The organism is Saccharomonospora marina XMU15 (assembly GCF_000244955.1).
Classification (GTDB): Bacteria; Actinomycetota; Actinomycetes; order Mycobacteriales; family Pseudonocardiaceae; genus Saccharomonospora_A; species Saccharomonospora_A marina.
Genome location: NZ_CM001439.1, coordinates 677,710 through 694,840, shown reverse-complemented (window position 1 = coordinate 694,840; position 17,131 = coordinate 677,710). Strand labels below are relative to the sequence as shown.

Here is a 17,131-nt window from a genome sequence, read left to right as displayed (position 1 = left end):
CGGCTGCGGTTCACTGGCCACCCCCGGAGGCGTTGAGCTGGCCGAGCACCGGCAGCGGCAGGTCGGGCAGCTCGCCGTTGTTCAGGGCATTGACCGACTGTGCCAGCGAGGGCAGTGGCAGCGCCCCGTCGAGCACCGGCGCCAGTTGCCCACACAGCTCGCCGAGCGCGTCGAGCTCTTCCGGCGTCTGCTTGAGGAAGTTGCAGATCATCACGACGGGCGGTTGGGTCAGCTCGTTGAGGTTCGCCCGCGCGTCAAGCGTTCCCGAGGCCGCGTTGTAGGTGTTGGCCAGGTTGCTCAGCGCCAGCGGTGCGATGTCGAGTGTCTCCGCGAGTGCGGCACGCTGGTCGACGAGCACCCTGGTGATCCCCGCCAACTTGTCCACATTGGATCGTACTCTGCCGTGGTTGTCCTCGATGAAGCCGCGCACGGCCCGAAGCGTGGTGCCGAGTTCACGAACTGTCGCCGCCAGGTTCTCCCGCTCCCCCGACAGGAAGGAGCTGACCTCGGCCAGCTGTGACTCGAACCGGCGAACCTCGTCGTCGCTCTCGGCGAGCGTGGTCGACAACTCGGCGAGGTTGTCCACCGTCGCGAACAGGTCGCCGGAGTTGCCGGAGAGGCTGCGCGCGGCCTGGCCCAACTTGGTGATCGTGTCGTTGAGCTGGGTGCCGTTGCCCTCCATGTTGTCCGACAGCGTGTTGAGCAGATCGGAAAGCGAGCCGTCGGCGTTGGCTCCGTTGGGCCCCAACGACTCCGAAACCCGGCTGAGGCTGTCACTGAGCTCGTCGATCTCCAGTGGCACGGCCGTGCGATCCATCGGGATGACGGCCCCGTCCTCCAGCTGCGGCCCACCGGTGTGGGCGGGTGCGAGTTGCACGTAGCGGTCGGAGACCAGTGAGGGGGCCACGATCGCGGCCTGTGCGTCGGCCGGGATCGCGACGTCACGGTCGTAGGTCAGCTCCACCCTGACCCGGTCACCGAGCGGTTGGATACCGGTTACCTCACCCATCTCCACGCCGAGAACGCGCACACTGTTGCCCACGTAGAGCCCGATCGCGGCGGGGAAGTAGGCGACGGCGTGCTTGCGCCCAGCGTCCTTGAGCGTCCACCACAGCGCGCCCGCGACGACGAGCCCCAGCACGCACGCGATGGCGATTCCGCGCGTGAGCTGCCTTCCGAAGCGGGTGTCGGTCATCGTGCGTTACACCCCTCTTCGTTCAGCGGCCCCACCGAGGGCAGCAGCATCCCGCAGATGTAGTTGTCGAACCAGCGGCCGCTGCCGAGGACGTTATTGAACAGCCGGATGAACGGCGCGAACCGCTTGATGCCCTCGGAAAGCGATTCCTGGTTGCGCTGCAACATGTTGGTGAGCCGGTCGAGTTTGGCCATGACGGGTTCGAGCTGCTCGTTGTTGTCGTCGACAAGCCCGCGGAGCTCGGCGGCGAGTTGCCTGCTGCCTGTCAGCAGCGCGCTGATGGCCTGCTCGCGGGCGGAAAGCTCCTCGAGCAGCAAGTTGCCGTCCTCGATCAGCTTGCGCAGTTCCGCGTCGCGGTCGGCGAGCGTCTGGCTGACCTGCCGGGTGTTGGCAAGCAGGTTCGCCAACTGCCGGTCGCGGGTGGCGATGGTGTCGGAAAGCCGCGACAGCCCGTTGAGCGCGCCCCGCACGTCGTCCGGGGTGTTGGCGAAGGTCTGCGAGAGCACGTCGAAGCTCTCGGAGAGCTGGTCGGTGTCGATCTCGTCGACGGTCTCCGAAAGCCCTCGGAACGCCTCGAGCACGTCGTACGGCGCGGTGGTGCGCTCCCTCGGGATGGTGTCGCTGGGATCCAGTGGCCGGTCGCCGACCGGGTCGAGCGCGAGGTACTTCTGCCCGAGCAACGTCTTGATCTTGATGGTGGCGGCGGTTCGGTCACCCAGCCAGGCATCGGAGACCTTGAACGAGACCAACACGCGGTCGCCGTCGAGCTCGATATCGGTCACCTTGCCGACCTTGACCCCAGCGATCCGCACCTCGTCGTCGGTCTGCAGGCCCGCGGCCTCGCTGAAGTGCGCGCGGTAGGTGGTGCCTCCTCCGATGATCGGTAGCTCGTCGGAGTTCAGCGCGGCCAGCGTGCCGAGGATCATCAGCACGATTCCCACCACCGCGATAGGAATGGGGTTGCGCTTGGAGAAGCTCGTCATGACAGGCACCGCTCCCTGCTCGCAGGCATGATCGGGAGGCCGACCGGCTCGTTCAGGATGCCGGGCACTCCCACGTTGCCGTTCGCCTCGCAGAGGTAGAAGTTGAACCAGGAGCCGTAGTCGGCGGTCGCGCTCATCCTGGTGACCTTCTCCGGCAGGAACTGGATGAAGTGTTCGACGAGCGGTTCGGAGTCGTTGAGGTTGCCCACCAACGTGCCCAGTGCCTCGATGTCCTGCTTCAGCGGTTGCCTGGCTTCCCGCAACAGTCCGGCGGTGGTGTCACTCAGCTCGCCGAGCGATTCGATGGCATCGCCGATGGGTTCCCGGTCGCTCGCCAGCCCGGACACGAACTGCTGCAGCCGGGCCAGCAGGTCCGACAGTTGCGGCGTGTGCTCGTTGAGGGTCTGCAACACGGAGTTCAGGTTGTCGATGACCTCACCGATGACCTTGTCCTTCTCGGCGATCGTCGTGGTGAGCGACGCCGTGTGAGCCAGCAGGCTCTCGACCGTGCCACCCTCACCCTGCAACACCTGGATGATCTCGTAGGACAGCTTGTTCACGTCCTCGGGTGACAGTGCCCGGAACAGCGGTTTGAACCCGTTGAACAACTCGGTCAGGTCCAGCGCCGGGCGGGTGCGCTCGATGGGGATGTTGTCCCCGGGCTGGAGGTAGCCGCCAGGCTCGCCGGTGCCCCGCTCCAGCGCGATGTAGCGCTGGCCGACGAGATTGCGGAACCTGATCGTGGCGGTGACTCCCGCAGGGAGCCTGCGGCCCTGCTCCACCTCGAACTCCACCTCGGCCTGCCTGCGGTCGACGATGCGGACGTCGGCTACCTGGCCGACCCGGACACCGGCGATGCGCACGTCGTCACCCTCGATCAGCATCGTCGCGTCGGTGAAACGCGCGGTGTAGGTCTTGGTGTCCGACAGGTTGAGGTTGGCGATGCTCAACCCCAGCACCGCGGTGAGCAGGACGGTGACCACGACGAAGATGCTCAGCTTCGTCAACGGTGCGGCGATTCCTCTCATCGCACGGTCACCTCCGCTCCCCGGTACAACGGACCCACCAGCAGCGCGCCCCAACCGGGCACATCGGACGGACTCAGCCCGACGGCGGGCCCGATGAGGTGAGACAGCAGCGCGTGCTCAGCCGCACTGTTGGCGGGGTTGGAGCTGGCGGTTGTGCCGCCGTATCCGCCCGCGTTGGCGTTGTTGTTGGCCGGGTTGAGCCCCTCGCTCTGGGTACGGGCAGCGGGCGGGGTGGTGCTGCCGTCCTGCAGCGGCCCGTCCGGCGGATGCTGTGGGAACGGCTGCGGATATTCCTTCATGTTGTAGCAGCGTGGGCCCCGCTTGTCGTTGTACTCGGGTTCGTCCTGACCCGGCTTGTAGGGGCCTCGGTTGGTGGTGATCTCGATCGTGGCGTGCAGACCGGGCTTGTCGGTGCCCTTGCCGAACGCCTTGTCGATCCTGGGCACCAGATCGCTCATCTGCCCGAGGAAGCACGGGTACTCGGGTGCGTACTTTGCGAGCAACTCGGCCGTCGGCCGCGCCGTCTCTCCCAGGCTGATCAGGTTGTCCGCGTTGGCGGAGAGGAAACTCTCCAGATCCGCCGACGCGGTGCCGAGGGTGGCGTATAGGTCGCTCAGCTTGTGCTGCTGTTCGACGACGGTGCGGCTGGTGACCGAGAAGTTCTCCAGCACCTGCACCAGATCCGGCGCGGCATCGGAGAGATTGTCGGAGAACCGCGCGAGCTGGCGCAGGTTCTCCTGCAACCGGGGTAAGTGCGGGTTCAGCTCGCCGAGGTAGTCGCCCAGTTGCGCCAGCGTCTCGCCCAGCGGTTTGCCCCTGCCCTGCAACGCCGTGGAAATTGCGGTCAGCGTGCTCGACAGCTTCTGCGGTTGCACGGATTGCAGCACCGGCATCAGGCTTTCCAGCGCCTGCTCGAGTTCGACGGCACTGCTGGTGCGGTCCTGCGGGATCACGTCACCGTCACGAAGAGCCTGCGCAGCGGGTTCCTCCGGTAGCTGCAGCGCAACGAAACGCTCGCCGAACAGCGTCTTGGGCAGAAACCGGGCGGTGACGTTGGTGGGTACCAGGTGGGCCTGTTGCGGGTCGAGTCGCAGGGTGAGCACCGCGCCCGTCCGGGTTGGCGTGATGTCGGCGACGCTGCCGACGATCAGCCCGCGAACCTTGACATCGGAGTTGACCGCCAACTGGTTGCCGATCGAATCGGCCTCGAGCTTGACCGTGACGAACTTGGAGAAGCTCTTGTTGTACAGGGCGATGCTGAGCGCGACCCCGCCGACGAGCACGGCGACCAGCAGCAGGCCGAGCAGCCTGCGCCGAAGGGTGACCAGTGCGGCGCTCATCCGGCGATCCTCACGGTGGTGTCGGTTCCCCAGATGGCGAAGCCGATGAAGAAGTTGACGATCGCGACGGTGACGATGGAAAGCCGCACGGCACGGCCGACGGCGACGCCGACCCCGGCGGGTCCACCGCTGGCGCGGTAACCGTAGTAGCAGTGCGTCAAGATGATCAACACACTGAAGATCAGGACCTTGACGAAGGAGTAGAAGACGTCCTCAGGCGGCAAGAACATGTCGAAGTAGTGGTCGTAGGTGCCCGCCGACTGGTCGTACAGGTAGACGACCACCGTGCGGGAGGCGAGGTAGGAGCTGAGCAGGCCGACGATGTACAGCGGGATCACCGCGACGAAGCCTGCGATGATGCGGGTGGTGACGAGGTAGGGCAGGCTCGGCACACCCATGACCTCGAGCGCGTCGATCTCCTCGGAGATCCGCATCGCGCCGAGCTGCGCGGTGAAGCCCGCGCCCACCGTGGCCGAAAGCGCCAGCCCGGCGACCAGCGGCGCGATCTCGCGCGTGTTGAAGAACGACGTCAGAAAGCCGGTGAACGCCGACGTTCCGATCGAGTTCAGCGCCGAGAAGCCCTGTAGACCCACCAGCACACCGGTGAACAGGGTCAGCCCGATCATTACGCCGACCGTGCCGCCGATGACGGCCAGTGAGCCGGAGCCGAAGCTCACCTCGGCGAGCAGGCGGAGCACTTCCTTGGTGTAGCGCCTGATCGTCCTGGGGGCCCACGCGATGGCGCGCAGGTAGAACGACATCTGGTCGCCGAGGTCGTCGAGGACCTCAAGCGGCCGGTTGGCGATCTTCTTCGCGTGCTGTGAAAGGGAGGGCATCGTGCTAGTCCAACTTCGCAGGAACGATCTGGAGGTAGATCAGCGTGATCACGAAGTTGACCACGAAGAGCAGCAGGAACGTGATGACGACCGACTGGTTCACCGCGTCGCCGACCCCCTTGGGCCCCGGCGGAGGGTTCAGCCCGCGGTAGGCGGCGACCACCGCGGCGATGAAGCCGAAGACGAGGGCCTTGATCTCACCCACCCACAGGTCGGGCAGCTGGGCCAGCGCTGAGAAGCTCGCAAGGTAGGCGCCGGGTGTGCCGTCCTGCAACACCACGTTGAAGAAGTAGCCACCAAGCACACCGATCACGCTGACCATGCCGTTGAGCAGCATGGCGACGAGCATCGCCGCGAGCACCCTTGGCACCACGAGCCGTTGCACCGCGGAGACGCCGAGCACCTCCATGGCGTCGATCTCCTCGCGGATCGTACGCGCTCCGATGTCGGCACAGATGGCGGAGCCGCCCGCGCCCGCGACGAGCAACGCGGTCACCAGCGGGCTCGCCTGCTGCACGGTGGCCAGCACGCTGCCTGCGCCGGTGTAGGACTGCGCGCCCAGTTGCTTGGCAAGCGAACCGAACTGCAACGAGATGACCGCGCCGAACGGGATGGCGACGAGTGCCGTCGGCAGGATCGTGACGCTGGCTATGAACCAGGACTGCTGGATGAACTCCCGCAACTGGAACGGCCGCTGGAAGATCCCCCGCGCGACGTCGAGGCCGAGCGCGAACAGCTTGCCGGTCTCTCGCAACATGCCAGCGCCGGGGACCCTGGCCGCCGAGGCCGGTGAGGTCATGAGTGTCCCTGCTGGTGCCCGGGCCGCTGCCGGGTGGGATCGTCCACCATCGGCTGCGGGTCTCGCCAGCCGGAGCGAGGCACCTGCGCGACCGCCTCTGTGGGCAGCTGGCCGCGGTGGGCACCGACGTAGTGGCCGGGTTGCACGCCGTAGCGCAGCCTGTCCTCCGGGGTGAGCGACTTCAGAATGGCCTCCTGCGCCGCGGGCGGCAGGGTGTGCAGAATCTGCATGACACGGTCCTTGCGGCGGCGCACGGCCTTGCGTTCGGGCAGCCCGGGCGTCGGCTGCAACTGCGGCACGATGCCACGCATGTCCTCTGTGGAGCCGTCGTGGTGACCGGCGTCGACGTGCGCCTGCTCCCTGGCCATCTGCGCGGAGTCCTTCTCCTCGCTCATGCCGATGGGCCCGAGCCTGCTGCCGTTGAGGAACTGCTCGACGGCGGGCTCGTCGCTGGTCAGCAACACCTCACGGGGCCCGAACATCACCAGCTCCTTGCGGTAGAGCATGCCGATGTTGTCGGGCACGGTCCGCGCCACGTTGATGTTGTGGGTGACGATGAGGATCGTGGCGTCGATCTGGGAGTTCAGGTCGACCAGCAACTGCGAGATGTAGGCGGTGCGCACCGGGTCCAGACCCGAGTCCGGCTCGTCACACAGGATGATCTCCGGATCGAGCACCAAGGCACGAGCCAGACCTGCCCGCTTGCGCATACCGCCGGAGATCTCGCCCGGTAGCTTCTTTTCGGTTCCGGACAAGCCGGTCATTTCGAGCTTCTCGAGAACGATCTTGCGGATCTCGGTCTCGGATTTCTTGGTGTGCTCACGAAGTGGGAAGGCGACGTTGTCGTAGAGGTTCATGGAACCGAACAGCGCGCCGTCCTGGAACAGCACGCCGAACAGTTTCCGGATCTCGTAGAGCTTGTGCTCGGAGCATTTCACGATGTCGACGCCGTTGATGACGCACTTTCCCCGATCAGGCTTCAACAGCCCGATCATCGACTTCAGGAAGACCGATTTGCCCGTACCCGAAGGACCGAGCATCACCGACACTTCGCCAGGCGGCAGCGTCAACGTGACATCCCGCCAGATGGCCTGCTTACCGAAGGATTTGGTCAGACCTTCGATGACCACCTCGGCACCCATCGCACCTCCCGGAGCTCATTCGCGGCGGTATGCCCCGAAGCCCTGCGTCAACCACATGCAACGAGTTGAGGGCGCACAGGTTACTCGCCAGTTCAAAAATGGCGGACACCGCATCAGGCGGCGTCGACCGTGGAGCAAGGTAACGCACGTGGGTGACACACGAAAAGGGCGGGCACCGGGATGATCGTTCCCGGTGCCCGCCCTCGCGATCGCGCGGGTGGCGCTCAGCTCACTTGACGGAGACGCTCGCGCCTGCCGCTTCGAGCTTCTCCTTGGCGGCGTCCGCGGCCTCCTTGTCGACCTTCTCGAGCAGCGGCTTCGGCGCGCCCTCGACCATCTCCTTGGCCTCCTTCAGGCCGAGGCCGGAGACGATCTCACGAACGACCTTGATGACCTGGATCTTCTTGTCGCCCGCGCCCTCGAGGATGACGTCGAACTCGTCCTTCTCCTCCTCGGCGGGTGCCGCGCCCTCGCCGGCGCCACCGGGGGCGGCGACGACGGCCGCGGGAGCGGCGGCGGTGACGTCGAAGGTCTCCTCGAACTTCTTGACGAACTCGGACAGTTCGAGCAGGGTCAGTTCCTTGAACGCGTCAAGCAGTTCGTCGGTGCTCAGCTTCGCCATGGTGGCGTTCCTTCCTTGATCGGGCCCGGATCGGGGATTGATGTGTCTGAATGTCAGCTCTCGGCAGCTTCGCCTTCGCCGCCCTCGGACTTGCGCTTGTCCTCCAGGGCGGCAGCCAGGCGCGCGACCTGGGATGCCGGAGCCTGGAACAGCGCAGCGGCCTGGGACAGCTTCGCCTTCATCGCGCCGGCGGCCTTGGCGAGCAGCACCTCACGGCTTTCCAGATCGGCGAGTCGCTCGATCTCGGCGACCGTGAGCGGCCTGCCGTCCATGTAGCCGCCCTTGATGACGAGGGCGTTGTGGTCCTTCGCGAAGTTCTTGAGTGCCTTCGCGGCCTCGACCGGCTCGCCCTCCACGAAGGCGATGGCGGTGGGACCGATGAAGAGCTCGTCGAGACCCTCGATGCCAGCGTCCTCGGCGGCACGCTTGACGAGGGTGTTCTTCGCGACCCGGTACTTGGCGGTGTTGCCGAGAGCGCGGCGCAGCTCGCTGAGCTGTGAGACGGAGAGGCCGGTGTACTCGGTGACAACCGTTGCCGAGCTGTTGCGGAACCGGTCCGCGATCTCGGCGACGGCCGCCACCTTGTCGGGCTTCGCCATGGTCGCCTCCTCTCTTGGCGTTGGCGACCGCCGGCGGTCCGGACCCCCCAAATACGACGAAACGCCCCGGCGCAGCAGGCGCGGGGCGTCGTGAGAACGCGGCGTGGGCCGCGTGCAAGCCTCGTCCTCCTGCGCGGGTCGCCCGTCGTCTGCGGGACCTTCGTTCCTCGCGCGCCTGCGCGAGGACGACCAGCGGTCTTCGGTAGAACCGCGAACCAGCATACGTGACCACCAACCCCCTCCCCCGCAGGCCCCTACAAAGCGCGTTTCGCGGGCAAACCGCGGTGAGCCCACGACAGTTTGCCCGCGAAACGCGGTCGGCGGCACCACGGGGAGTGCGCGAGCAGGCATCATGGGTCACGTGGCTGAGCAGCGACCCGACGGACGGCACGACCCCGAACCGCAGGCAGGCGCCGAAGTGGGGCCTGTCCAGGACGCCGCGCCGCAGCACCCCGACCCGGAACAACTGCGCCAGTTCGAGCAGTTCCAGCAGTTCCAGCAGTTCCTACGGTTCCAGGAGGCGCAGCGAGCACAGCGACAGATCGGCACCGAACTCACCCAGCACGGGCAGCAGTCACTCCTCCCCACCGGGACACAGGATCTCGTCCCTCAGCCTCCGCCGACGGGCAGCAAGGTTCCCGGCTGGCTGCGCTGGCTCGGCAAGAAGCTACTCGGCTGGCTGATCTTCTTCATCCTGCTCGCCATCGCACTCACCTGGGCCTACAACTACTTCATCGGCGGGGACGACGACAACAGCAGCGAGTCGGCCGCCAAGATGGGCGGCGGCACCTACAAGACCAACGAACTGCTGTCGAAGGAGCCGCACGAGGCGGTGCGCAGTGTCTACGACGCCATCGCACAGACGGACCCCCGCACGAACACACCGCTCATCGCCGACGCTTGCGGCCGCTTCGACAACGACAACCGGCAGATCCAGCAGCGCTTCGCGAGCAACCTCGGCTACGCGGACTGCAGGCAAGCGGTACTCGGACTCCACGCAGAGGTCACCAACGTCAACGACTACGCCGAGTCGATCCACCCTCGGCGTTATGACGCCAATGCCGGCAGCCTGCGAATCGACTCCTGCGATTTCGACGTCAAGGGCGGGCCGGCGCTCGGGGTCTTCACCGTGACCCAGGTCGAGTTCGGCCAGTGGCTGATCACCGGCCACGAGCCAGGACCGGCCACCTGCCCGAAGCCGACAACGGCGACAACCGGCAACTGACAGCAAAGGGGGGCGGCCGTCCGAGCAGGACGACCGCCCCCTTTGGTCAGCCTGGTTCAGGCCGCGGCTTCCTCGCTGAGGAGGTTGCGCGTGCGTGCCGGGTCGACCTGGATACCGGGACCCATCGTCGTCGAGAAGGTCACCTTCTTCAGGTAACGGCCCTTCGCGGCGGCGGGCTTGGCCCGCAGCACCTCGTCGAGCACCGCGGCGTAGTTCTCCACGAGTTTCTCGACCTCGAACGACGTCTTGCCGATCACGACGTGCAGGTTGGCCTGCTTGTCGACGCGGAAGCTGATCTTCCCGCCCTTGATGTCGGCGACGGCCTTGCCGACCGCAGGCGTCACCGTGCCGGTCTTCGGGTTCGGCATCAGGCCTCGGGGACCGAGGATTCGGGCGACCCGCCCCACCTTCGCCATCTGGTCCGGCGTCGCGATCGCGGCGTCGAAGTCGAGCCAGCCACCCTGGATGCGCTCGATCAAGTCGTCGGACCCGACCGCGTCCGCGCCCGCCGCTTCGGCCTCCGCGGCCTTGTCACCGGTGGCGAAGACGACGACGCGGACGGTCTTTCCGGTTCCGTGCGGCAGGTTCACGGTGCCGCGGACCATCTGGTCGGCCTTGCGGGGGTCGACGCCGAGCCGCATCGCCACCTCCACGGTGGCGTCCATTTTGATCTTGGAGGTCTCCTTGGCGAGCTTGGCGGCCTCGAGCGGCGTGTACAGCCGATCGCGGTCGACCAGCTCTGCGGCCTGGCGGTAAGCCTTGCTGCGCTTGGTCATGCTCTGTCCTTACGAGTCGAAGTGGATCAGTTGTGGTACGGGTCAGCGCGTGGCCCTTCCACCTGCGGCGGGGTGCCGCGAGATCACTCGATGGTGATACCCATCGACCGGGCGGTACCAGCGATGATCTTGGCGGCCTGGTCCGAGTCGTTGGCGTTGAGGTCGCTCTTCTTCGTCTCGGCGATCTCGCGGATCTGGTCCCAGGTGACTTTGCCGATCTTGCTCTTGTGCGGCTCGCCGCTGCCCTTCTCCACGCCCGCGGCCTTCAGCAGCAGCTTCGCCGCCGGTGGGGTCTTGAGCTTGAAGTCGAACGAGCGGTCCTCGAACACGGAGATCTCGACCGGCACGACGTTGCCGCGCTGCGACTCGGTCGCCGCGTTGTACGCCTTGCAGAACTCCATGATGTTGACGCCGTGCTGGCCCAACGCGGGGCCAACCGGCGGAGCCGGGTTCGCGGCGCCCGCCTGGATCTGCAGCTTGATGATCGCTGCGAGCTTCTTCTTCTTGGGTGGCATTCTTCGTTCCTGTTCAGTGTCGCTCGCCCTCGAGCTCCTGCCGTGGCCCGAGGTCCTTCCGGTCGACTACGCGACCGTCAGATCTTGGAGACCTGGTTGAACGACAACTCGACCGGTGTCTCCCGGCCGAAGATCGACACCAGGACCTTCAGCTTCTGCCCGTCCGCATTGACCTCGCTGATCGTCGCGGGCAGCGTCGCGAACGGGCCGTCCATCACGGTGACCGATTCGCCGACCTCGAAGTCCACCTCGACTGGGCCGCCCGCGGCGGGCGCCTCGGCCGCGGCGGGTTCACCCTTGCCCGGCTTGGCAGGCGCGGCCTTCTCCACCTGCGGAGCGAGGAACTTCAGCACTTCCTCGATGCTGAGCGGCGAAGGGCGCGAGGTCGCACCGACGAAACCGGTGACTCCAGGGGTGTTGCGCACCGCGCTCCAGGAGGCGTCGTTGAGCTCCATGCGGACCAGGATGTAGCCGGGCAGCACCTTGCGCTGCACCAGCTTGCGCTGGCCGTTCTTGAACTCGGTGACCTCCTCGGTGGGCACCTCGATCTGGTAGATGTAGTCCTCGACGTCCAGCGTCTGCCTTCGGGTCTCGAGGTTGCTCTTGACCTTGTTCTCGTAGCCGGCGTAGGAGTGCACGACGTACCATTCGCCCGGCAATGACCGCAGCTCCGCACGGAGCTTGGCGACCGGGTCCTCCTCGGTCTCCTCCGCCCGCTCCTCGGCTGCGGCGGTGTCGGCGGTGTCGGCCTCCGCGTCCTCGGCGGCGGGAGCCGGCGCCTCGGCGGGCTCGGTGTGTTCCGAGTCCGCTTCACCGGTGGCCGCGAGCACCTGCTCGTCGGAGAGGCCGGTCAGGTCCTGACCGGCTCCTGAGCCGTTCTCGGAGGTCACTTTCCGTCCTCTCAGTTGATCGCGTGTGGTGGTCGCGGACGTCGCGTTGACGCCGCCACCCGCGAGGAGTGCCGGCCACCTACTCGCCGAATACGAAGTCCATGCCCTTCAGGAACACGTAGTCGAGTCCGGCGACCAGAGCCACCATGAAGACCAGGAAAACCAGCACCACGGTGGTGTAGGTGACCATCTGCTTGCGTGTCGGCCAGATGACCTTGCGCAGCTCGGCCCATACCTCGCGCGCGAACCGCACCAGACGCGAGAACGGCGACGTCCGCTTCGAGTCCCTGCGGTTGCGCTTCGGCGTCGGCCGGTCCTTGCCCGGCGGCTTGGCGGCCTTGTCCGAAGTCTTGCCTTTCGGCGCGGGCCGCGTCCTGGCCTCCGTGCCCTTTCCGGTCCCCGCGCCGGAGCCAGCCCCTTCTCCCGTGCCAGCGGAGGCACGGCGCTCACGCCGAGCCGCGGCGGTGACCGGACGGGAAGGGCGCTTGGCTGCCCTTTCCTTGTCCTTCTCGCCGTCCTCGCTCACGAGCTACTCCTCCGCTCCACCTGACACGTCAACGCAGGGGTGACAGGACTTGAACCTGCAACCTGCGGTTTTGGAGACCGCTGCTCTGCCATTTGAGCTACACCCCTTCGAGCGAGCGAACCCGCTCTTCAGGACGCACTCCACCCACCCCACATTAGCTGCGGGGCCCGTGCCGTGCGTTCCAAGTCCGGCAGTCTACGGCAAGCCCGATGACGCCTCGCAACCGCGCCCGGTACTACCGGTACAGACGCTGCCGAGGGCGGCATCGGCGCCTTCGCGCGACCGTGAAAAAATGCCGGTATGGCCACGTCCGAGAGTACCGCCACCAGCCCTCGTTCCCGCGTGTCCGCCCGTATCGCGGGCATCACGCCCTCCGCGACGCTCGCCGTCGACGCGAAGGCCAAGGCCCTCAAGGCGCAAGGACGACCGGTGATCGGCTTCGGCGCGGGCCAGCCCGACTTCCCCACCCCTGACCACATCGTCGAGGCCGCTGCCGCCGCCGTACACGAGCGCGTCAACCACGGCTACACCGCCGCGGCGGGGCTGCCCGAACTGCGCGAGGCCATCGCCGCCAAGACGCTGCGGGATTCCGGATTCGAGTGCGACGCCTCGCAGGTACTGGTCACCAACGGCGGCAAGCAGGCCGTCTATTCCGCGTTCGCCACGCTGCTCGACCCGGGCGACGAGGTGTTGCTGCTGGCGCCGTACTGGACGACCTACCCGGAGTCGATCACTTTGGCGGGTGGCGTGCCGGTGCAGGTCACCGCCGACGACTCGACCGACTACCTGGTCGGCGTCGAGCAGTTGGAGGCGGCACGCACCGAACGGACGAAGGTGCTGCTTTTCAACTCGCCGTCCAACCCCACCGGCTCTGTCTATCCGAGGGAGCAGGTGGAGGCCATCGGCCGCTGGGCCGTGGAGCACGGCATCTGGGTCGTCACCGACGAGATCTACGAGCACCTGGTCTACGACGGTGCCACGGCCGAGTCGATGCCGGTGGTGGTGCCCGAACTCGCCGACCAGACGCTGATCCTCAACGGTGTCGCGAAGACGTATTCGATGACCGGCTGGCGCGTCGGCTGGATCGTCGGACCGCAGGACGTGATAAAGGCGGCGGCCAGTTTCCAGTCCCACCTGTGCGGCAACGTCGCAAACGTGTCGCAGCGGGCCGCGCTCGCCGCCGTGGCAGGCCCACTCGACGTCGTCGAGCGGATGCGCGCCTCGTTCGACGTCCGCCGCAAGAAGATCGTCTCGATGCTGTCGGAGATCCCCGGCGTGCACTGCCCGACCCCGCGTGGCGCGTTCTACGCCTACCCCTCGGTGAAGGCATTGCTCGGCAAGGAGATCCGGGGTGAGCGGCCCGCCGACACCGTGGCGCTGGCCGACCTCATCCTGCGGGAGGTGGAGGTCGCGATCGTTCCCGGTGAGGCGTTCGGCACGCCCGGCTACTTCCGCTTCTCCTACGCCCTGGCCGAGGAGGACCTTGTGGAAGGCGTGAGCCGGGTCGCGAGCCTGCTGTCCGAGGCACGCTGACGGCTGTTCGCGTGGGCCCCGGGGTCGGATGACCTCGGGGCTCTTCGCATTGCCGGGCCCGTGGCGAGGACACCCGACAACCCCATCCGCCGCGCCGACGTCAACCGAGACTGATACAACGAAACCGATGGGCAGCAAGTGTCTCGGTATCGCCGTCGCCGTGCTGATGCTCGTGACCGGGTGTGGACAGCCACCGGATACGCAGCAGCGACCGCAGCACTACGTCGCGCTCGGCGACTCCTACACCTCGGCTCCCGGCACCGGCGAGGAGGTCGGTTCGCCACCCGGTTGCGACCGGTCGCGGAACAACTATCCGCGGCTCGTCGCCGCCGAGTTGAACCCCGAACGCTTCACCGACGCCAGTTGCAGCGGGGCGACAACGCGCGACATCACCAGCCCGCAGCCGACCCGCGACGGCACCAATCCGCCGCAGTTGAACGCGGTACGGCCCGAAACGACGCTGATCACGATCGGTATCGGGGGCAACGATGTCGGTCTGGTGGCGCTGGCGGGCGAATGCGCGGCCAAGCAGGGAAGCCGGTCGTGCAAGCAGCGGCTGACCGAGGGCGGAACCGACGAGTTGACCGCCAGGATCGAACGCGCAGGCGAAGCTGTCGGGCGGGTGCTCGAGCGGATCAACGCCAAGGCCCCCGACGCGCGGGTGGTAGTGGTCGGCTACCCGACGATCCTGCCCGCCGACCCGGCGGCGTGCCCGCCCGAACTCCCCTACGCCGAAGCGGACATCGCCTACCTGCGCCGGGGGCTTCAGCGACTCAACACGGTGCTTGCCGAACAGGCACGGCAACACGGGGCAGAGTTCGCCGACACGGCGAAGGCGAGCGAGGGCCACGGGATGTGCGCCCCGCCGGACTCGCGCTGGATCGAGGGTCCGCGCTCCACGACGGGCGCGGCGCCGCTGCACCCGAACGCGCGCGGTGAGCGTGCGATGGCCAGGGCGGTACTGCGCGAGCTCAGTTGATCCGCACCACGGCCTGAGCCCTGCCCAGCACCGTCTTACCTTCGAACTTGGCGGTGATGTCGATGCGCGCGGTGCCGTCGTCGCGGACTTCGCCGACCTTGCCGGTGAACTCCACGAGTGCGCCTGCGTCGTCCGCGACGACAACCGGCCGGGTGAAGCGAACGCCGTACTCGACGACACGTCCCGGGTCGCCGAGCCAATCGGTGATCATGCGCCCGCCGAGTGCCATCGTGAGCATCCCGTGCGCGATCACGTCCGGTAGCCCGACGCTCCTGGCGAAACGTTCGTTCCAGTGGATCGGGTTGAAATCGAGTGAGGCACCCGCGTAGCGCACGAGCTGTTCCCTCGTCACGTGAACGCTCAACGCGGGCAACTCGTCGCCGACTTCGGGCCGCGGCTTGGTCATCACTTCACGCTCCGCCATTGCCTCACTCTCCACGGACGACGAGTTGGGCGTGGGTGGTGGAGACCGGCTCGTCGGCCACCGTGCTGATGTCGGCGCGGACGTTGAGAAAGTCGTTTCCCGCGCGGGTGAAGATGTCCACGATGTGTGTGGTCAGCCGCAACTCGTCGCCCGCTCGGACCGGTCGGTGGTGAGTGAAACGCTGGTCGCCGTGCACCATGCGGGAGTAGTCCAGTCCCAGTTCCGGGTCGGCGACGATGGCGTTGATCGAGGCCAGGTTGATGATGGTCAGGAAGGTGGGTGGTGCGATCACGTCCGGATACCCCGCCGCCTTGGCCGCTTCCGGGTCTCGGTAAAGCGGGGCGGGGTCGCCGATGGCATCGGCGAACTCAGCGATCTTCGCGCGGCTGACCTCGTAGGTGCTCGTCGGCGGGTAGGTACGCCCGATGAAGGAGGGGTCCAGTGGCACGCGCTGCAGGTTACCGCCTCCGCCACACGGCGTGGTCGGGCGGCGCGGCGAAGCGGCGCCGCCCGACCACCGCGATCGGACGCGATTCGGGTCAGTTCAGCGAGACCCCGTAGGCGTTGAGCGCCTCCACCACCGGCTGGAAGAAGGAACTACCGCCGCCCATGCCGGACGTGATGCCCAGCGCGGTGCTTCCGGCGAACAGCGAGCCGCCGGAGTCACCCGAGTTCACCGACGCCGACGTCTGGATCAGCTGGTGAACCGCACCCTGGGAGTAGTTGACAGTCACATTGGTGGCCTGCACGACACCGCAGGTCAGCCCCGTGGTGCTGCCGCTCTTGCAGATCCGCTGGCCGACGGTGGCGTTACTCGCCGAGTTGATGGCCTGAGCAGAGCCGTCCCATAGCGTGACCGCACCGGGACCGCTTCCGGTGTCGTTGCGGATCAGGCCGTAGTCGTTGCCGGGGAAGCTGGCGGCCACAGAAGGACCGACGTTCCACTGCGACACCGCGCCCGTGCAGTGACCCGCGTCAACGATGTAGAGCTGGCCACCGGAGTTGACATTGAACCCGGCAGAACACCGGCTGCCTCCGCCGGTGATGGCCTCGCCGCCGTAGATGGCCTTGTGCAGACCGCCCGTGACGTGCTCCACGCGTACCGCGTCACCGAAGCGAGCGGCCGCCGCGAGCAGGTCGGCGGCCGCAGCGTCATCGGCTTCCTCGGCCACGGTGAGCACAACCTGGTTGGTCTCTGGATCAACGGCTATGGCGGTGTGGGCCACGGCGGGTACCGCCTCGAGTGCCTCGCGTGCGGACCGCAACTCGGCCGCCGAGTGGTCGACCACGCGAGCGGCGACACCGGACGGTGCGAGTTCGGCCGCCGTGGCCTCGTCGAGGACGTTGACGACGGGCATTCCCGAGTCGTCGAGGTAACCTCCAGCCTGCTGGTCGCCGAGCTGGTCGAGGACGCCGTTCAGCGTCTCGACACTGTCGGACTGGACACGCAGGATCTCCTCGGCCGCGGCAGGGGTGATGCCCTCCGTCGAGGTGATCTCGGCGACCGCCGCCTGCTGCACGTCACTGGAGTAGCCCTCGATACTCGTGGCGGAGGCAACGGTTGGGGCGAGCAGACCGAGCGCGAGCGCACTGGCCGCAAGGGTGATCGCGGATCTCGACACTGTTCTCATACGGCAACTCACTTTCGCAGGGGAAACCGGTTGGTCTCACCCGACAGAGTGATCTCCGTTACTCAGTGCCGGTAGCTACGATCGTTGG

The 17,131-nt window shown here is 67.0% G+C and carries 19 protein-coding genes and 1 tRNA gene; 3 read left to right on the top strand and 17 right to left on the bottom strand.

Annotated features, from left to right (window positions below):
* Positions 1 to 10: 10 nt before the first annotated feature.
* The 9 genes from SACMADRAFT_RS03310 to rplJ form a co-directional block, all read right to left on the bottom strand.
* Entirely contained in the window at positions 11 to 1,195 is a 1,185-nt protein-coding gene (locus SACMADRAFT_RS03310) for an MCE family protein (protein ID WP_009152361.1), read from the bottom strand.
* The gene (locus tag SACMADRAFT_RS03305) at positions 1,192 to 2,178 is read right to left on the bottom strand and encodes an MCE family protein (protein ID WP_009152360.1); all 987 of its coding nucleotides are present in this window, start codon (positions 2,176 to 2,178) and stop codon (positions 1,192 to 1,194) included. Before SACMADRAFT_RS03305 ends, SACMADRAFT_RS03310 begins: the two co-directional genes overlap by 4 nt.
* On the bottom strand, positions 2,175 to 3,206 hold the full coding sequence (locus tag SACMADRAFT_RS03300) for an MCE family protein (RefSeq protein ID WP_009152359.1): 1,032 nt from the start codon (positions 3,204 to 3,206) through the stop codon (positions 2,175 to 2,177). The genes SACMADRAFT_RS03305 and SACMADRAFT_RS03300 overlap by 4 nt, the downstream gene beginning before the upstream one ends.
* Positions 3,203 to 4,546 carry an MCE family protein gene (locus tag SACMADRAFT_RS03295; protein WP_009152358.1) on the bottom strand — a complete coding sequence of 448 codons (1,344 nt, stop codon included), beginning with the start codon at positions 4,544 to 4,546 and terminating at the stop codon, positions 3,203 to 3,205. Before SACMADRAFT_RS03295 ends, SACMADRAFT_RS03300 begins: the two co-directional genes overlap by 4 nt.
* A complete protein-coding gene (locus tag SACMADRAFT_RS03290; protein WP_009152357.1) occupies positions 4,543 to 5,382 on the bottom strand; it encodes an MlaE family ABC transporter permease in 840 nt (279 codons plus the stop codon). Before SACMADRAFT_RS03290 ends, SACMADRAFT_RS03295 begins: the two co-directional genes overlap by 4 nt.
* A gap of 4 nt (positions 5,383 to 5,386) precedes the next feature.
* A complete protein-coding gene (locus SACMADRAFT_RS03285; RefSeq protein ID WP_009152356.1) occupies positions 5,387 to 6,181 on the bottom strand; it encodes an MlaE family ABC transporter permease in 795 nt (264 codons plus the stop codon).
* Positions 6,178 to 7,323 (bottom strand): ABC transporter ATP-binding protein, encoded by a 1,146-nt coding sequence (locus SACMADRAFT_RS03280; RefSeq protein WP_009152355.1) that lies wholly within the window; start codon positions 7,321 to 7,323, stop codon positions 6,178 to 6,180. Before SACMADRAFT_RS03280 ends, SACMADRAFT_RS03285 begins: the two co-directional genes overlap by 4 nt.
* A 229-nt stretch (positions 7,324 to 7,552) precedes the next feature.
* Positions 7,553 to 7,945 carry a 50S ribosomal protein L7/L12 gene (gene rplL / locus SACMADRAFT_RS03275; RefSeq protein ID WP_009152354.1) on the bottom strand — a complete coding sequence of 131 codons (393 nt, stop codon included), beginning with the start codon at positions 7,943 to 7,945 and terminating at the stop codon, positions 7,553 to 7,555.
* A 53-nt stretch (positions 7,946 to 7,998) separates the two neighbouring features.
* On the bottom strand, positions 7,999 to 8,544 hold the full coding sequence (rplJ, locus tag SACMADRAFT_RS03270) for a 50S ribosomal protein L10 (RefSeq protein ID WP_009152353.1): 546 nt from the start codon (positions 8,542 to 8,544) through the stop codon (positions 7,999 to 8,001).
* 352 nt (positions 8,545 to 8,896) lie between these two features.
* Here rplJ and SACMADRAFT_RS03265 point away from each other — a divergent pair, with 352 nt between their 5' ends.
* A complete protein-coding gene (locus tag SACMADRAFT_RS03265) occupies positions 8,897 to 9,769 on the top strand; it encodes a hypothetical protein (protein ID WP_009152352.1) in 873 nt (290 codons plus the stop codon).
* 56 nt (positions 9,770 to 9,825) lie between these two features.
* Here the strand turns inward: SACMADRAFT_RS03265 and rplA are convergent, their stop codons facing one another.
* The 5 genes from rplA to SACMADRAFT_RS03240 all read right to left on the bottom strand — a co-directional run bounded on the left by rplA (position 9,826) and on the right by SACMADRAFT_RS03240 (position 12,583).
* A complete protein-coding gene (gene rplA / locus SACMADRAFT_RS03260; RefSeq protein WP_009152351.1) occupies positions 9,826 to 10,545 on the bottom strand; it encodes a 50S ribosomal protein L1 in 720 nt (239 codons plus the stop codon).
* Positions 10,546 to 10,628: 83 nt separating this feature from the next.
* On the bottom strand, positions 10,629 to 11,060 hold the full coding sequence (gene rplK, locus SACMADRAFT_RS03255) for a 50S ribosomal protein L11 (protein ID WP_009152350.1): 432 nt from the start codon (positions 11,058 to 11,060) through the stop codon (positions 10,629 to 10,631).
* 77 nt (positions 11,061 to 11,137) lie between these two features.
* Positions 11,138 to 11,950, bottom strand: coding sequence for a transcription termination/antitermination protein NusG (gene nusG / locus SACMADRAFT_RS03250; RefSeq protein ID WP_009152349.1), 813 nt, complete (start codon positions 11,948 to 11,950; stop codon positions 11,138 to 11,140).
* 79 nt (positions 11,951 to 12,029) lie between these two features.
* Positions 12,030 to 12,476: a preprotein translocase subunit SecE gene (secE, locus tag SACMADRAFT_RS03245; protein ID WP_009152348.1), complete on the bottom strand. Its 447-nt coding sequence runs from the start codon at positions 12,474 to 12,476 to the stop codon at positions 12,030 to 12,032.
* 34 nt (positions 12,477 to 12,510) lie between these two features.
* A tRNA-Trp gene (locus SACMADRAFT_RS03240) sits at positions 12,511 to 12,583 on the bottom strand.
* 193 nt (positions 12,584 to 12,776) lie between these two features.
* Between SACMADRAFT_RS03240 and SACMADRAFT_RS03235 the strand changes: the two genes are divergently transcribed.
* Positions 12,777 to 14,009, top strand: coding sequence for a pyridoxal phosphate-dependent aminotransferase (locus SACMADRAFT_RS03235; RefSeq protein WP_009152347.1), 1,233 nt, complete (start codon positions 12,777 to 12,779; stop codon positions 14,007 to 14,009).
* Positions 14,010 to 14,136: 127 nt separating this feature from the next.
* Positions 14,137 to 14,988, top strand: coding sequence for an SGNH/GDSL hydrolase family protein (locus tag SACMADRAFT_RS03230; RefSeq protein ID WP_009152346.1), 852 nt, complete (start codon positions 14,137 to 14,139; stop codon positions 14,986 to 14,988).
* Here the strand turns inward: SACMADRAFT_RS03230 and SACMADRAFT_RS03225 are convergent.
* The 3 genes from SACMADRAFT_RS03225 to SACMADRAFT_RS03215 form a co-directional block, all read right to left on the bottom strand.
* Positions 14,981 to 15,412, bottom strand: coding sequence for a MaoC family dehydratase (locus SACMADRAFT_RS03225; protein ID WP_009152345.1), 432 nt, complete (start codon positions 15,410 to 15,412; stop codon positions 14,981 to 14,983). The genes SACMADRAFT_RS03230 and SACMADRAFT_RS03225 overlap by 8 nt on opposite strands.
* Before the next feature lie 4 nt (positions 15,413 to 15,416).
* Positions 15,417 to 15,860, bottom strand: a complete 444-nt coding sequence (locus SACMADRAFT_RS03220) for a MaoC family dehydratase N-terminal domain-containing protein (protein ID WP_009152344.1) — start codon at positions 15,858 to 15,860, stop codon at positions 15,417 to 15,419.
* A gap of 91 nt (positions 15,861 to 15,951) precedes the next feature.
* Positions 15,952 to 17,043: a S1 family peptidase gene (locus SACMADRAFT_RS03215; RefSeq protein WP_009152343.1), complete on the bottom strand. Its 1,092-nt coding sequence runs from the start codon at positions 17,041 to 17,043 to the stop codon at positions 15,952 to 15,954.
* Positions 17,044 to 17,131: the final 88 nt, after the last annotated feature.

Coding starts and splice junctions, on each gene's coding strand:
- SACMADRAFT_RS03310 (WP_009152361.1), bottom strand. CDS start 1,195: ATGACCGACACCCGCTTCGGAAGGCAGCTCACGCGCGGAATCGCCATC.
- SACMADRAFT_RS03305 (WP_009152360.1), bottom strand. CDS start 2,178: ATGACGAGCTTCTCCAAGCGCAACCCCATTCCTATCGCGGTGGTGGGA.
- SACMADRAFT_RS03300 (WP_009152359.1), bottom strand. CDS start 3,206: ATGAGAGGAATCGCCGCACCGTTGACGAAGCTGAGCATCTTCGTCGTG.
- SACMADRAFT_RS03295 (WP_009152358.1), bottom strand. CDS start 4,546: ATGAGCGCCGCACTGGTCACCCTTCGGCGCAGGCTGCTCGGCCTGCTG.
- SACMADRAFT_RS03290 (WP_009152357.1), bottom strand. CDS start 5,382: ATGCCCTCCCTTTCACAGCACGCGAAGAAGATCGCCAACCGGCCGCTT.
- SACMADRAFT_RS03285 (WP_009152356.1), bottom strand. CDS start 6,181: ATGACCTCACCGGCCTCGGCGGCCAGGGTCCCCGGCGCTGGCATGTTG.
- SACMADRAFT_RS03280 (WP_009152355.1), bottom strand. CDS start 7,323: ATGGGTGCCGAGGTGGTCATCGAAGGTCTGACCAAATCCTTCGGTAAG.
- rplL (WP_009152354.1), bottom strand. CDS start 7,945: ATGGCGAAGCTGAGCACCGACGAACTGCTTGACGCGTTCAAGGAACTG.
- rplJ (WP_009152353.1), bottom strand. CDS start 8,544: ATGGCGAAGCCCGACAAGGTGGCGGCCGTCGCCGAGATCGCGGACCGG.
- SACMADRAFT_RS03265 (WP_009152352.1), top strand. CDS start 8,897: ATGGGTCACGTGGCTGAGCAGCGACCCGACGGACGGCACGACCCCGAA.
- rplA (WP_009152351.1), bottom strand. CDS start 10,545: ATGACCAAGCGCAGCAAGGCTTACCGCCAGGCCGCAGAGCTGGTCGAC.
- rplK (WP_009152350.1), bottom strand. CDS start 11,060: ATGCCACCCAAGAAGAAGAAGCTCGCAGCGATCATCAAGCTGCAGATC.
- SACMADRAFT_RS03235 (WP_009152347.1), top strand. CDS start 12,777: ATGGCCACGTCCGAGAGTACCGCCACCAGCCCTCGTTCCCGCGTGTCC.
- SACMADRAFT_RS03230 (WP_009152346.1), top strand. CDS start 14,137: ATGGGCAGCAAGTGTCTCGGTATCGCCGTCGCCGTGCTGATGCTCGTG.
- SACMADRAFT_RS03225 (WP_009152345.1), bottom strand. CDS start 15,412: ATGGCGGAGCGTGAAGTGATGACCAAGCCGCGGCCCGAAGTCGGCGAC.
- SACMADRAFT_RS03215 (WP_009152343.1), bottom strand. CDS start 17,043: ATGAGAACAGTGTCGAGATCCGCGATCACCCTTGCGGCCAGTGCGCTC.